The organism is Paenibacillus sp. UNC499MF (genome assembly GCF_900107975.1).
In the GTDB taxonomy this organism is placed as follows: domain Bacteria; phylum Bacillota; class Bacilli; order Paenibacillales; family NBRC-103111; genus Paenibacillus_F.
In genome coordinates this window covers 371274-386350 of sequence record NZ_FNVF01000004.1, presented here as the reverse complement: position 1 = coordinate 386350, position 15077 = coordinate 371274, and the positions used below count along the sequence as shown (strand labels likewise).

10 protein-coding genes are annotated in these 15077 nt (G+C 54.7%); 2 read left to right on the top strand and 8 right to left on the bottom strand.

The window, feature by feature from the left end; all coding sequences use genetic code 11:
* Complete coding sequence (locus C4S74_RS12425; RefSeq protein WP_103995637.1) at positions 1–606, top strand: hypothetical protein; 606 nt, start codon at positions 1–3, stop codon at positions 604–606.
* Positions 607–743: 137 nt separating this feature from the next.
* Here C4S74_RS12425 and C4S74_RS12420 read toward each other — a convergent pair whose 3' ends face one another.
* From C4S74_RS12420 to uvsE, 8 genes are all read right to left on the bottom strand, one after another.
* Positions 744–1703 (bottom strand): ABC transporter permease, encoded by a 960-nt coding sequence (locus tag C4S74_RS12420; protein WP_009675785.1) that lies wholly within the window; start codon positions 1701–1703, stop codon positions 744–746.
* Positions 1704–2783 carry an ABC transporter permease gene (locus tag C4S74_RS12415; protein ID WP_009675789.1) on the bottom strand — a complete coding sequence of 360 codons (1080 nt, stop codon included), beginning with the start codon at positions 2781–2783 and terminating at the stop codon, positions 1704–1706.
* On the bottom strand, positions 2776–4314 hold the full coding sequence (locus C4S74_RS12410) for an ABC transporter ATP-binding protein (RefSeq protein WP_103995636.1): 1539 nt from the start codon (positions 4312–4314) through the stop codon (positions 2776–2778). Before C4S74_RS12410 ends, C4S74_RS12415 begins: the two co-directional genes overlap by 8 nt.
* 151 nt (positions 4315–4465) lie before the next feature.
* Entirely contained in the window at positions 4466–5506 is a 1041-nt protein-coding gene (locus tag C4S74_RS12405) for a BMP family ABC transporter substrate-binding protein (RefSeq protein ID WP_103995635.1), read from the bottom strand.
* Between the two features lie 248 nt (positions 5507–5754).
* Positions 5755–7011, bottom strand: coding sequence for a threonine ammonia-lyase IlvA (gene ilvA / locus C4S74_RS12400; protein WP_103995634.1), 1257 nt, complete (start codon positions 7009–7011; stop codon positions 5755–5757).
* Between the two features lie 193 nt (positions 7012–7204).
* On the bottom strand, positions 7205–10537 hold the full coding sequence (locus C4S74_RS12395) for an efflux RND transporter permease subunit (RefSeq protein ID WP_103995633.1): 3333 nt from the start codon (positions 10535–10537) through the stop codon (positions 7205–7207).
* 213 nt (positions 10538–10750) lie between these two features.
* Positions 10751–13066 carry an S-layer homology domain-containing protein gene (locus C4S74_RS12390; protein ID WP_103995632.1) on the bottom strand — a complete coding sequence of 772 codons (2316 nt, stop codon included), beginning with the start codon at positions 13064–13066 and terminating at the stop codon, positions 10751–10753.
* 175 nt (positions 13067–13241) lie between these two features.
* Positions 13242–14201, bottom strand: a complete 960-nt coding sequence (uvsE, locus tag C4S74_RS12385; protein ID WP_258042467.1) for a UV DNA damage repair endonuclease UvsE — start codon at positions 14199–14201, stop codon at positions 13242–13244.
* Positions 14202–14401: 200 nt separating this feature from the next.
* Here uvsE and C4S74_RS12380 point away from each other — a divergent pair, with 200 nt between their 5' ends.
* Complete coding sequence (locus C4S74_RS12380) at positions 14402–15037, top strand: FMN-dependent NADH-azoreductase (protein WP_103995630.1); 636 nt, start codon at positions 14402–14404, stop codon at positions 15035–15037.
* Positions 15038–15077: the final 40 nt, after the last annotated feature.

The window sequence follows — 15077 nt, the reverse complement described above, 5'->3', positions numbered from 1 at the left end:
TTGAACCGCTTCTATGTTCGGATCTCGTGGGGATTGACCCTCGTTTTTGTTCATTTTCGTATTCAAGCCGTGGATCTGCTTCCCGATTTCATCGGATTTTGGATGGCCGCTTCCGCACTCGGCGGGCTCGGAAGGCAGGAGCACGCGTTCCGGGTGGCGCGCCTGCTCGCTATTGTGCTTATCTTTCTGTCGCTTCCTAATCTAATCAACGCGGGCGAAGCCCCGGTAGCGGACGAGGCGTTTTCTTTCTTCGGGTTCTCGTATGGACTGCTCTATTCCGCTTTTTTGCTCGCCTTCATCTATTATCTGTGCACGGGCATTATCTCGGCCGCTAAAAGAAACAGCTTATCCGAACTGGCACTAAGCGCCCACATCCGCAGGTCCGTTTTTTTGACGGTTACGGGGGCCACGCTTATCCTGAGTCCTCTGGCGTTAAATACGCCGGAAACCTGGCAGTATCTTCTGATTATGTTAGTTATAATCGGATTTTTGTCGGGAATATCCATTATTCTGCTCCTTCGCAGGGCAGGCCATCTGCTGGGACCGCTGGTACCAGCCCCTGATACACGAGAGAGCCTACTTAGCGGCGAAGACAAACATACGTAAACCGGGGATCGCTTCCCATTGGCCCAGCCAAGATAACTAATGGAACAACTTCTCCTGCTGCCTTTACCCGCTGGAAACGAAAAAAAGCTGCTTTCCTCTGAAGAGGAAAGCAGCTTTTTTTCGTTGATCCCGTAGGCTTAACGCTTGCCCGGATCGTAAGGTTCGCCGAGAGCGGCAGGCGGATAAGCACGGCCGACCGCACCTGCAAGCACCAGAATGGTCAGGACATACGGGAGCATAAAGATAAACTCCTGCGGGATGCTCTGCGACCATTCGAACAACTGCACGTAGTTCCGGATCGCTTGGGAAAGACCGAAGAAGACGGCGGCTCCAAGCGCCCCAACCGGGTGCCATTTACCGAAGATCATGGCCGCCAGGGCGATGTAGCCCTGGCCGGAGATGGTGTTATGCGAGAAGTTGCTTGTCGTCGTCAGGGCGATAGTCGCTCCGCCCAGTCCGGCGAAAGCGCCGCTCAGCATAACGCCGATATACCGCATGCGGCGGACGTTGACACCGACGGTGTCTGCCGCGCTCGGGTGTTCCCCGACGGAACGGAGACGCAGGCCGAACGGCGTTTTAAACAGTACATAGTACGAAACCGCTACAAGAATCAGCGCGATATAAGTGGTCGGATAGGCCGTGAAAATACCGTAACCGAGTACCGGAATCTGCGACAGACCCGGAATCGCCCATTTGCTGAATACTTCCGTCAGCGTTTCCGTTTGGCCGGCACCTTCGAAAAGAAGCTTGACGAGGTATACCGTTACGCCCGCCGCAAGGAAGTTGATAACCACACCGCTGATGACCTGGTCCGATTTGAACGTGATGGTCGCAACGGCATGAATAAGCGAAAACAGAACCCCGAATACGAGAGCCGCCAGAAGTCCGATCCACGGGGACATGCTTCCCATGCCGGCTTCCTGCGCGTAGAACGTGCTGACCGCCGCGGCGAACGCGCCCGACACCATCAAGCCTTCCAGTCCGATGTTGGTAACCCCGGAACGCTCCGAGAAAATACCGCCCAGGGCCGCAAAAATGAGAGCCGTCGAGAACACCAGCGTTGTGTTGATCAGCTGACCCAAAATATCCAAACTCATCTAGACCACCTTCTCTTTCTTACGCTTGAAATAGAGAGGGGCAATCACCCAGCGCACGATGCCTTGTGCGGCTACGAAGAAAATGATCGAACCGATAACGATCCGGATCAACTCCGGCGGCACATCGGCGCCAAAGCTCATTCCCGCGGATCCGTAAGTCAAGATACCGAACAGAGAAGCGGCAAGAAGCACGCCGAACGGGTTCGTCAGTCCCAGCAGGGCAACCGCGATTCCGTCGAAACCGTAACCCGGCGACGCCGGCATAACGGTCTGGTAGTGGAACACGCCCAGCACCTCGAACACGCCGGCCAGACCGGCGAACATTCCGCTGATAAACATGGCCTTGACGATGTTCTTGTTCACATTCATCCCCGCATATTCGGCGGCATTCGTGTTGTGGCCTACGGCACGGAGCTCGTACCCCTGCTTCGTCTTCCACAGGAAGAAGTAGAAGAATACGGCGGCAAGGATGGCAAAAAGCGTTCCCCAGTGCAGACGGGCGTTATCGAACATCGCGGACAGCCAGCCTAAGCTGACCGAAGCCGTCGGCTCAATGTCAACGGAACGCTGCTGCCCTTTCAGGAGCAGGAAATGGTTAACCGTGTAGTTCGCCAGATAAAGGGCGATCCAGTTGAGCATGATCGTGGTGATAACTTCGTTTACACCGCGCTTCGCTTTCAGATAGCCGGCGATAGCCGCCCATAGTCCGCCGAGAACGGCGCCCACGATAATGGCAAGCGGCGCGTGAATGATGGCGGGCAGACCGCCCAGCTTGATGCCGACGAAGGAAGCTCCCGTCATCCCGACGATAAACTGGCCCTCTCCTCCGATGTTAAACAAGCCCGCACGGAAAGCGAAAGCGACGGCAAGCCCCGTCAAAATGAGCGGGGTAATCTCACGGATCGTCTCGCCGAAATCGTACATATTCCCGAACACCCGCGAAAACAGCGAGGAGTACGCGGTTATCGGATTGTACCCGCCCGCCAGCATAACGATGGCGCCGAATACAAACCCGAGCACGATGGCCGCGAGAGGAATGATAGCGGAATCCCGCATAAAAAATTTCATGACTTTATTCATGGGTCACACCTTCCCGCTTCATACTGCCGGCCATCATCAGGCCAAGTTCCTGATCGTTCGTTTTTTCCGGCAGAACTTCCCCGACTATTTCCCCTTCGTAAATGACCGCGATCCGGTCAGATACGTTCAAAATTTCGTCAAGCTCGAAGGAGATCAGCAGAACCGCTTTGCCCTGGTCGCGCTGGGCGATAAGCTGTTTATGCACGAATTCGATAGCGCCTACATCAAGGCCGCGGGTCGGCTGCGCCGCGATAAGCAGATCCGGATTCCGGTCGATCTCCCGGGCGATAATCGCCTTCTGCTGGTTCCCCCCGGAGAGAGAACGCGCTTTCGTATGAATGCTCGGCGTACGGACGTCGAACGCTTCGATCAGCCGTTCGGCTTGTTTATCGATCGCCTCGTAATTCAGAAAACCGCCGCGGTTAAAAGCGGGACGGTGATACGTCTGGAGCACCATGTTCTCGCTCATGGAAAAATCAAGAACAAGCCCGTGTTTATGCCGGTCTTCGGGAATATGGGACACGCCCGCTTCCGAAATATGACGCGGTGAGCGGTTGACGATTTCTTGGTCCAGCAGCTTGATCGATCCGCTGTCTACTTTGCGCAGACCGGTCAGCGCCTCGATCAGCTCGCTCTGTCCGTTGCCGTCCACACCGGCGATTCCGAGGATTTCCCCGGCTTTCACGTCAAAGGACAATCCGTTCAGAACAGGCAGACCGTCGTGCGATTTCGCCTTAAGTTCGCGCACCTGCAGGACAGGACCTTTCGGCTGCGCCGGCTTCTTGTCAACTTTGAAAGAGACGCTCCGGCCGACCATTTTCTCGGCCAGCTCGCGCGTCGTCGTCTCGGATGTTTTGACGGTGTCGATCACTTTACCTCTGCGGATGATCGTAACCGTATCGGAAATTTGCATAATTTCCTTGAGCTTATGCGTAATGAGGATGATAGACTTGCCTTCGGCGACGAGGCGTTTCATGATATCCATCAGCTCAATAATTTCCTGAGGGGTCAGAACCGCTGTCGGTTCATCGAAAATAAGGATGTCCGCACCACGATAAAGCGTCTTCACGATTTCGACACGCTGCTGCATGCCGACGGAGATATCTTGTATTTTAGCATGGGGGTTTACTTGAAGGCCGTACTGTTCGGAAAGCTTTTTGACCTGTTCGGCTGCGGATTTGTAATCAATGTTCATGCCTTTCTTCGGTTCCATTCCCAAGATGATGTTCTCGGTAACGGTAAACGGCTGAACCAGTTTAAAATGCTGATGCACCATCCCGATTCCAAGCTCGATCGCCTTGTTGGGGCTGTCGATCAGAACCGGCTGGCCATTGACTTCGATACCGCCTTCATCCGGCTGGTACAAGCCGAAAACAATATTCATCAAGGTCGATTTACCCGCACCGTTCTCTCCAAGGAGGGCGTGAATCTCCCCTTTTTGCAGCTTAAGAGAGATGGAATCGTTTGCGACAATCCCGGGAAAACGCTTTGTGATTTGCTTCAACTCAACGACAGGGGTCGCTGCACTCATGAAATCACCCTTACTAAGGTTATTGGTAGAAGGTCTGGAAAGTAAGAACAAGGCCAGTTATGCAACCAGCCTTGTTGTATGCTCCATCATAAAAACGTACATAAACACGCGTCATGGTACATGGTAAAAAGGGTGCAGCCTAAACGAAATCTTATTGCTCAGGTACTTTGATTTCGCCTTTGATGATTTTCTCTTTATACTCGTCTGCAAGCTTCAATACGTCCGCAGGAACGTTCTTGCTGGAAGTGGAAGCAAGGCCTACGCCGTTGTCTTTCAGACCAAGCGTTACAGGAGCGCCCGGCTTGAAGTTGCCGTCAACAACCATTTTGGAGTACTTTGTTACGGCTTCTTCAACGCCTTTAACCATGGAAGTCAGAGTTACTTGATCGCCGAACTCCAGGGATTGGTCTTTGTCTACGCCGATAACCCATACTTTTTTGCCTTGCTTGATGCGGTCGTTCGCTTCGTTGAATACACCGTTTCCTGTTGCTCCGGAGGAGTGGAAAATGATGTCCGCGCCGTCGTTGTACATAGTGGCCGCCGCCGCTTTGCCAAGGTCCGGCTTATCGAATGCGCCCGTGTAGTTGATCAGGACTTTAGCGTCCGGATTTACAGCCGCAACGCCCGCTTTGAAACCTGCTTCGAAACGTTTGATAACCGGAATGTCCATACCGCCGACAAAACCGATTTTATTGGATTTCGTCATTTTTGCAGCTACAACACCGACCAGGAAAGAACCTTCGTTCTCGGCAAAAGTGATGGACTGAACGTTCGGAGCTTCCACCACGTTATCGATGATAGCGAAGTTAGCCGTCGGGTTTTGCTGAGCTACGGTTTTCATAGCGTCCGCGATAACGAAGCCGATGCCCCAAGTCAGGTTGTATTTACCTTGTACAAATTGATTCAGGTTCGGAACATAATCGGAATCCGCTTTACTTTGCAGGTACTTTGTGGAGATGCCTGTATCTTTCTTCAGCTTCTCAAGCGCTTCCCAAGCGGATTGGTTGAAGGACTTATCGTTTACGCCGCCAACGTCAGTTACCATGCCGATTTTAACATCGGACTTCTTCTCGCCGCCGGCCGCATTGCCGTCGCTTGGCGCTGCGCCGTTGTCGGCCTTCTTGCCGCAGCCTGCGAGTACAAGCGTGAATGCCAGCATCATAACCAGCGACAGCTTGAAAAATTTCTTCATAAAAGTAAAACCCCCTGTTTGGTTTTTGTAAGCCTAATCCCTGCATCAATAGTATTGGATACGAATTGTAAAAATATGTCGAGAGGACTAGGTTAATTATACCGCGTAACCGATTATACATGTTGGGTAATCCAAAATCCACAACTAAATATACTTCTGTTAATTAAAATTTTTTGTCACCGAGAAAACGCTGCCAAACCAGGCGGCAAAAGAGTCCCGCACCCCATGGGGGACGGGTCTTTTAGCGGTCAAATGAGCAGATTAAACAGAGTGGGGTCGTTATTAATTTCGACATAATTAATATCTTTTTTGGATAATCTCGAGATAAGACCTTCGTAATCGTCCTTGTTTTTCAGTTCGATACCGACCAGAGCGGGCGCATTGTCGCGGTTGTTTTTTTTCATATACTCAAATCTCGTGATGTCGTCGGTCGGTCCCAGCACTTCTTCCAAAAACTCGCGGAGCGCTCCGGCTCTCTGGGGGAAGTTGACAAGGAAGTAATGCTTCAGCCCTTCATAAATGAGAGAGCGTTCCTTAATCTCCTGCATCCGGTCGATATCGTTGTTGCCGCCGCTGATCACACATACTACGTTTTTACCCACAATTTGGCTGCGGTAAGCATCCAGTGCCGCTACGGGCAAAGCACCAGCGGGTTCGATGACGATGGCATTATTGTTGTACAGATCGAGGATTGTCGTGCATTCCTTGCCTTCCGGCACCAGCACGATATCGTCCAGAACGCGCCGGCACATCTCGAAGGTTATTTCGCCTACCTGCTTGACCGCCGCCCCGTCGACGAACTTGTCCACCGTCTCCAGGGTCACGACCCGGCCCGCCTCCATGGAGCGCTGCATGCCTGCGGCTCCTTCCGGCTCCACGCCGATCACCGCAGTTTCCGGGGAAACGGACTTGACGTAAGCGCCGACTCCCGCCGCAAGTCCTCCGCCTCCGATGGAGGTGAAGATGAAGTCAGGCGACACCGGCATCTGATTCAGCACTTCCAGACCGACCGTCCCCTGCCCGGCAATCGTCCGCGGATCATCGAACGGGTGGATGAAGACCTTATTCTCGCGTTCGCAGTAAATACGGGCCTGGGTGGACGAATCGTCGAAAGTATCGCCGATCAGGACCACTTCCACGTAGGGGCCTCCGAACATTTTGACCTGGGAGATTTTCTGGCGCGGAGTAGTGGTCGGCATAAAGATCTTGCCCTCAATCCCCAGATGGTTGCAGGAATAGGCGAATCCCTGGGCATGATTGCCCGCGCTGGCGCATACGACGCCCCGGCTCCGTTCTTCTTCCGTCAAACTTTGAATGACGTTGTAGGCACCCCTTATTTTAAAAGAACGGACGACCTGGAGGTCCTCCCTTTTCAAATAAATATTGCAGTCGTACTGCCTGGACAGAAGCTCGCTGCGCTGAAGCGGCGAAGGCTCAATCACCCGGCTTAGCGCATGGTTGGCGCGTATGATTTCTTCAACTGTGACAGTGCTCGGATTGCTCAAGACAGGACTTCCTTTCCGATGTGGTAATGGTATTCCGATTATTGTAGCACAAGTCGGGGTTTGCGCGCGTGTCTCCGCCGAAAAATAACGAAACCCGCCTCCCGTCTAAATCCGGGAAACAGGTTTCAGATGCAGAAAAGCAATGAATATCACCCCGGGGTATCGGGGCGGATAATGCCGGACAACGTGACGCCTAATCCTCCAGCTCGGAAGCCGGGCGTCTGCGCCGGAACTTCGCCAGGAATTCGTAGACGACGGGCACGATGATCAGGGTCAGCAGCGTCGACGAGATCAGGCCGCCGATCACGGTAACGGCGAGCCCTTTGGAGATCAGACCGCCGCTCTCGAATCCGAAAGCCAGCGGCAGAAGGGCGCCGACGGTAGCGAGAGCCGTCATCAGGATAGGCCGTAGCCGTGTGGCGGCCGCCTCCAGGAGTGCCTCGCGCGTTTTCATGCCGGCCTTTTCGTTATGAATGACCCTGTCCAGCAGGACGATGGCATTCGTGACGACGATGCCGATCAGCATAAGCGCACCCATCATGGCCGACACGCTCAAGGTCTCGCCTGTCACAAGCAGGGCGACAATCGCGCCGATGATCGTAAAAGGCAGCGAGAACAGGATCGCGAACGGAGTCAGCGCGCCGCCGAAGAACATGACGAGCACGAGATACACGATAGCGACGGCCGCGATCATCGCCAGACCGAGCTGAGAGAAGGTCTCGTTGATCTGTTCCGTTACTCCGCCGAAGTCGACACGGACGGAAGCGGGGAGACCGAGCTTGCCAATCTCGTTCTTCAGCTCCGTCGAAGCCGCGCCCACATCCTTGGAAGTAATATCGGCCGAAACCTCCGCATACAGCTTCGTATCCCGGTGGGTGACCGCATTGGGCGACCGGCCCTCCTCTATTTTGGCCACGTCTTTCAGGGGAACCTCCACGCCGAGCGGGGACGCGACGGTAGTATTTTCGATCGCGGATAGGTCCGCGTACGTTTTTTTGTCCGCTTGTACATAAACCTCGACCTCTTTGCCTTCCACGCCGACCTTGGTCAGAACGGGACGCTCGCGTTCCTGGCTGAAAGCCATGGCGATCTGGCCGGCCGTCAATCCGAGCTTGCTCAGCTTGGCCGGGTCGGCGACGATCGTGTACTGGCCGTACGATTCCGAAAGACTGGAGCCCACCTTATCGAATGCCGGCCGGTTCTTCATCAGAGCCTGGATTTTATCCGCGGCCGCACGGATTTCGTCCAGCTTCTCTCCATAAACGTAGAGGCTCAGCTTGCTGCCTCCTACGCCGCCTCCCATATCCATCGGCTTCCAGCTGCCCGGAACGGTTTCTGTCAGCCCCTGGACCAGCCTCTGTTTCTCAGCCGTGAAATCGGCGAATTCAGGATCGTATTCCACATAAAAAAGCGCGGACTTGGACGGTCCGGGAGACATGGGGTTCTGACCGCCCACCGAGTATTGCAAATTACGGACGCCGCTGCGCCCGAGCACATATTTCTCCGCTTCCAACGCCTTCCGCTTCACATCTTCCAGCGTCTCGCCCGGGGCGGGCGTGTAGGTCACCATGGCGTATTTCTGCTCTTCTTCCGGAAGAAAACTGACGCCCACCCGTGTTGTCAGCAGGAGGCTTCCCGCCAGCAGGAGAATAGCCGTGCCGAAGGCGATAAGTTTATGATTCAGCGTCGTATCCAGGATGCGTCTGTAAAAACGCCCCAGACGGCCGGTTTCGTCATGGCCCCGGCGGCTCTGGCCTTTGCCGCGGACGCGCAGCCGGATCGATTCGGCCGGGTCCATGCCAAGCGGCAAACCGGCGGGCGCGCCTCCCTCCGCATAGGCGGGAACCGGAGGCGGACCCATCCGCTCCAGCCTGCGCCGGAACATGGAGTGCCCGAGCATCGGCACGATGGTGACCGCGACGAGCAGAGAAGCAAGGAGCGCGAATACCATCGTCAGGGCGAAGGGCAGGAACAGCTGCCCGACGGGTCCGCTCACGAAACCCAGCGGGAGGAAGACCGCAATCGTCACGATGGTCGACGATAGGATGGGCATAAACATCTCCCGCGTCGCTTCGCGGATGAGGGCTTTGCCCCGCAGAGGCTCGGTCGGACTGGACATCCGCCGGTAAATATTCTCGATGACGACAATCGAATCGTCGACGACGCGGCCGATGGCGACCGTCATCGCCCCCAGCGTCATGATGTTCAGCGTGATGTCCATCTGCTGCAGCAGCAGGATGCCGATGAGCAGCGACAGCGGGATCGAGACGATGGAAATCAGCGTCGTCCGCCAGTTGCGCAGGAACAGCATGATGATCAGCACGGCGAACAAAGCGCCGAAGACGGCCTTGCTCAGCATCGTATTGACCGAGTCCTCGATCGGTTTTCCCTGATCGAGCATGATCACGGTCTCCACGCCTCTGTTCGCCTGCCGGAACCCGGCTGCTTTCTCCTTGACGGCGTTCACGACGTCTACCGTGTTCGCGTCCGGCGCCTTCACGACCTGGATGCCGATGGACTCCTTGCCGTTCGTGCGGGAGATCGAGTCGGCCCTGTCGGCCAACTCGATTCCGGCCAGCTCGGCAAGCTTCACGGTCGGCAGACCGGACGCTCCCGCCGCCGGAGCTGCGCCGCCCGCCCTGCCGACGCCTGCTGCGCTGCCCGGGACGGCTCCGCTTGGGCCGGACGCTGCACCGCCCGCCGCACTGCCGCCGGCCGCCGCTCCGGAGCCGGTGCCTGCCGCGCCCGCTGCGCCTGCTGCGCCAGCCGAACCGGCTCCGCCGGGAACGAGCGGAATCTCTAGATTCCGCAGGTCGTCCAGGCTCTTTACGTTCCCGTCTACGACGAGGGTTTTCTCCGTCCGGCCTACTTCGTAAAGGCCGAGGGGGACCTGGACAGCGGCTCCCTGGATGATTCCTTTGACCGTATCCTCGCTCAGCCCATAGGCCTTCAGCTTGTCCCGGTCAAAGGTCAGACGCACCTCCTGCTGATGCTGACCCGAGATCTCCACACTGGCCGCACCCGGAATTCCTTCCAGCGCCGGAATCAGATCGTTTTCGATCTGCCGGGTCAGCTCGTCCAGCGACTGCTCTTCTCCAGCTACGCTTAGCGATACGACCGGAAATGCATTTATATTGATTTTGGACACTTTCGTTTCCTGCGCCCCGCCGGGCAGCACAAAATCGGCAACCGCTTCTTTCACCTCGGAGGCGGCCTTATCCATATCCTTCTTGTAGGAATATTCCATCACGATGGAAGAGACGTTTTCCATGGATGTCGAACTAACCACGTCTACACCGTCCAGGCTCCGGACCTTCTGCTCGAGAGGCCCCGTAATCCGGTCAGCCACTTCTTCCGGCGCCGCCCCGGGGTATACCGTCGTGACCGTAAGCACCGGCACTTCCAGATTCGGAAGCGTCTCCTGCTTCATACTGAGACCCGCGTAAATACCCGCAGCCGTAACAAGAATCGTCAGCAGCCAAATAACCAGCTTATTGTTCAGAGAATACCGGATAATCCCTCTCACTATTTTCACTCCTGTCTGTTTGTCTGATTGTGCTGTAAAAACAGTGACTCCTCTAATAAGGGTAACCCTGCGAATCTCCCTGAGCAAATAGAGCCCGACTCAATTCCTGCAAGTTAGTTACGGAGGTCTCCTGCCTATTCTCCTTTTTTCCCAAAAAAAAGACTGCCGAACCCGGCAGTCCCTTAAATTTTATTCAGTTGTGCACAATGAAAATTAGCGCTTCTGCAAATAACGGTAGAATGCTGTCGCCGCTTGAGCGCGCGTCACTTCAAGCTTCGGACTGAACTTGCCGCCGTCTGCGCTCATGATGCCCATTCCGGTCACGATTGCGGCGTTCCCGATGTTTTTCAGCTCGGAAGCATCCGCAAAGTTACGGTTAAAGACGTTATCGAACTCCGTCAGTTTCTTGTAGTTCAGCGCACGGACGATCAGAGATGCCATTTCCTCGCGGGTGATCGGCTGGTCCGGATTGAACTCGTCGGACGTCCGGTCGATCCACTTGCGGTCCAGAGCCGTTTCTACATAGGAGAAATACGCGCTGCTTTTGAGCACATCCTTGAACGAGTTGCTGCGGCCGTCCATCGCCCCGGCCGGATAATACCCGCCGTTGTCGGCAATGACGAGCATCTTGATGAGCTCCCCGCGCTTGATGGACTGGTCCGGCTTGACCTTGCCGTCCTTCACCTCAAGGGCTTGATAATCAAGCATCAGCTGAAGCTCGTTTTGCGCCCAGTGGCCGGCGATATCGTCAACTTTCACCGGCTCCAGAGAAATGACTTCGCCGTTATCCCGGCTGCGCCATTTGCCGCTCTCCGCATCAAGGAAATAAGCGGAGTTTTCGTATTTGTTCTCCAGCGTGTATACAAGCTGGGCCTTCTGATTCTGGCTGTTCGCCAGATATTCGCCGGAAGCTACGAGAACATTGTAGCGCTCGATAGGAATTCCCGGCGGAATTTGGCCTTCGATGCCGGCGCTCTGGTAAACGAGACGAAGCTGATATTGGGAGAGCAGAAGCTCTTTCGCCTTGTCTTTATCCAGAACGGCCGGTTTTTTGGCCGGGAACGCCAGCTTGCTTATATTCACGTAGCTGTTCTGGACTTCGCCCGTACGTTTGTCCACGGCCACATGGACGTTGTCGTTCTCTACCCGCACCCCGTCAATAATCCGGGAGAACAGGAAAGTGTACGTGTTATCCTGGTCGATCCCAACGATTTTGCCGTCCGTCTTGGGAGCTTCCGTCGTTTCCAGCACAAGCTGATGTGTATAGGAAGGGATCGTCTTCTTGACGAAATCAACGGCCTTCCCTTTCGCTTCTTCAAATGAAACTTTAATTTCCTCCGGCTTCACCGTACGGCCGGTGCTGTAGTCGTAGTTGGAGAAGTTCGACAGTTCACCGGTTTTGGCGTCGATAACGAGGGACACGTAGCCTCTGTTATCCTTCGCTCCGTCTTTACCCGGAAGCGCCCACTGGAAATTCCAGTTAGCCTCCGTCTGTTTTGTGGATTCGTTCTCATATTCGCTGTAGTTCGCTTCTTCAAGCTTGGCATCCGCCGGGATTTTCACCAGCTGCTGGGCCCGTTTAAGCGCCGCTTCCTTCGTCGTCACCGCTGTTCCCGTACTCTGCGGCTGTTCGGTCAGTGCCTTGACGGCGGCAGGAGCTTTGCTCTCATACAGCGGCTTGCCTGTTTTGGCGTCAATCTGAAGCGCCGCCATGCTGTAGGAGATCGCCGGTTTGAGCTCCTTCGACTGGTAAGGAATGAGGTATTGAAGCACCGGTTCCGCTTGATTGCGGAATGCTTTGTCGGCCTGTTCCGGGTTAACGACGCCTTCCTTTTTATCGAAAGCGGCATCCTTATCCCAATACACGCGGTAATCGGAAAGACGGCCTTCGCTGTCCACGGCCACCGTGATATTGTTTTGCGGGAACGGAACCCCGTCCACCACTCTTTCGAAACTAAACCGGTAATCTTCGTACACGGTCAGCGGAGTTTTGCGTGAAGATTCCCGCAGGTCGTTGTATTTCACCTGCTTTTGAAGCTCGGGACTTAATTTCGCTATGTAATCGGATGCGATAGTTTTAGCTTGATCCAAGCTGGTTTTCGGCGGATAAACAGGTTTGCTGTCGGGATTTTTGCTGTTGAAATTATACCCGAGCAACTCGCCGGAATCCGCATCCAGACTATAGGACAAATAAGAAGAATAATCTTTCTTCTCTTTATGACTGAAATTCAAATTCCAGGCTTTGGCAGGTTTGCCGCCGAATCCCCTGGACACGGTTAAATTAGCCCCCTGCAAAGAGAAGCCTTCCGGAAGGGCAACGTATTTTTTAGCCAGCTCGACAGCCTGCTCTTTAGTTATTTTTACCTCTTCCTGGGAAATGTCGATCTGCTCTTTCCCTTGATCCGAAACCGGATTCGCAACAGTCGCGGACGCCCCTGTAATCGCCTTGCTCGCCATAACCGGCGTAACCGTGCCGAACAGCAGTGCGGAAGTAACCACTGCCGTACCTGCTTTCAGAATAATTTTCAAACGGACCTGCCTCCTTCGAATAGGTGGAATGGAACATACTGGATTCCAGTTCTCACCATCTGAGACGGACAAATCCGCGCAAAGGTTGCGGAAGAATCTCCCATTCCGCAACCTGTTACTTTTTTGTCATTTCTCTACGGTTTACGGCAGAGCTACGGGCCTTCTTCTCCCCTCGTCACATCGATAAAATACCGCCGTCCAGCCTCTTGATCCCCCTCACTGAAGAAAGATCCCCGGCAAGCTTCAGGCAGGCGTAATCTTTACGTTTGGCCTCCACCATCACATCCAGCCGCTCCAGTCCCTCCTCCTTGCACGCTTTCAGAAAAACAAGCAGCGGTCCCGCTTCCACATAATCGGCATGAGAGCGGAAGTCTTTGTCGTTCTTCGGCGAGGAAACATGAACTTTCATCGGGCGGCCCTTCCATGTCTCCGCTATTTGCGGAAGCAAGTCGATGCCCGGCCGGGCTGACGGATTGCACCAGTCGTGATGAAGATCGAACATCATCGGAACCCCGCTCCGCCGGCACACGGACAGCGTTTCTTCGGCCGTGTAGGTTTTATCGTCATTTTCTAAAGTCAGCCTCTGCAAAATATGCTCCGGAACCCGCGGCAGATTCGAGACCAGACGTTCGGCCGACGCCGTCTTGTCCCCGTAGGCTCCGCCCACATGGATATTAATGATGCAGCAGTCGCTGCCCATTCCCATGCCGTCGAGAATGTCCGCGTGATACTCCAGATCGCGCAGCGCGGCATCCACCACCGCGTCCGAACCATTCAGCAGTGTAAACTGGTTGGGATGCATGGACAACCGGATATCATGGCGGCGGGCAAAAGCCCCCAGCTCGGCAAGCTGCTCCCTGTACACCTCTTTGATCCCGATATGAACATCGGGATGGGTCGCGAGAGGGATCAGCGAAGAACTGAGCCGGTACAGGCGGATCCCGTGCGCCGCATTATAATAAAGGATTCTGCGCGTAGCTTCCAGATTGCGGCGGCCCACCTCGATCGCTTTTTCCAGCGATTCTTCGTAAGGCCCTTCTTTGAACCTTTTATACGTAAACGTGGAGCTCGGTGTATTGTGATAAATAGCCAACGCTTGCGATACATAGCCGATGCGAACTTCCAAGCTTCTCACCTCTTTTTCAGGGTTCCCGTGCCTAAGCTTTTTACCCCGGCGCTTCCGGGTTGTATCTCCGAATGAAAAGCTGAGTGAATTTGGCAGGCATACCCCTTAAGCGGACGGCAGATATTATCCCCGTATGGTGGTCAGCAGAAGCGTTCGAAATCGGGCGCCTCAAACCGACAAATCTACCGCATCCGCAGGAGGGTTCCTTCATGTCTACGCTTCTCTATATTACGGCACACCCGCATGACGACCGGACTTCCTACAGCATGGCCGTCGGCAAAGCTTTTCTCGATGCTTACCGTGAAAATCACCCCGGAGACGACATCGTAACCCTGGACCTGTACAAAGCGTACATTCCGCAAATCGATACCGACGTCTTCAGCGGCTGGGGCAAGCTTCGCTCGGGCAGCTCTTTTGATCAGCTTTCCGAAGAAGAAAAGAAAAAAGTGACGCGTTTCGGCGAACTGACGGATCAGTTTGTGGCGGGAGACAAATATGTTTTCGTTACGCCGATGTGGAACTTCTCCTTTCCTCCCCTTATGAAAGCTTATATCGATACGATCTGCACGGCGGGCAAAACGTTCAAATATACGGAGAACGGATCCGTCGGCCTGCTTACCGACAAAAAAGCGCTGCACATCTATGCATGCGGCGGCATCTATTCGGAAGGCCCTACAGCCGGATCGGACTTCGGAAGCCCGTATCTGAAAACGATCATGTCTTTCTTCGGCATACCGTCTTTCGAAACGCTTTATGTGGAAGGCATGGCTCAGTTCCCCGACCGCGCCGAGCAGATTAAACAAGACGCCATCAAAAACGCACAGGAAAAAGCCCGGACCTTCTAGTCCGGAAGATTCGAAAATGGAAGGGGCGGCGGAGATAAGC

What these genes read in the sequence shown, in the direction of transcription:
- C4S74_RS12405 (WP_103995635.1), bottom strand. Translation starts at nt 5,506, where the DNA reads ATGAAGAAATTTTTCAAGCTGTCGCTGGTTATGATGCTGGCATTCACG.
- C4S74_RS12380 (WP_103995630.1), top strand. Translation starts at nt 14,402, where the DNA reads ATGTCTACGCTTCTCTATATTACGGCACACCCGCATGACGACCGGACT.
- C4S74_RS12415 (WP_009675789.1), bottom strand. Translation starts at nt 2,783, where the DNA reads ATGAATAAAGTCATGAAATTTTTTATGCGGGATTCCGCTATCATTCCT.
- C4S74_RS12420 (WP_009675785.1), bottom strand. Translation starts at nt 1,703, where the DNA reads ATGAGTTTGGATATTTTGGGTCAGCTGATCAACACAACGCTGGTGTTC.
- C4S74_RS12410 (WP_103995636.1), bottom strand. Translation starts at nt 4,314, where the DNA reads ATGAGTGCAGCGACCCCTGTCGTTGAGTTGAAGCAAATCACAAAGCGT.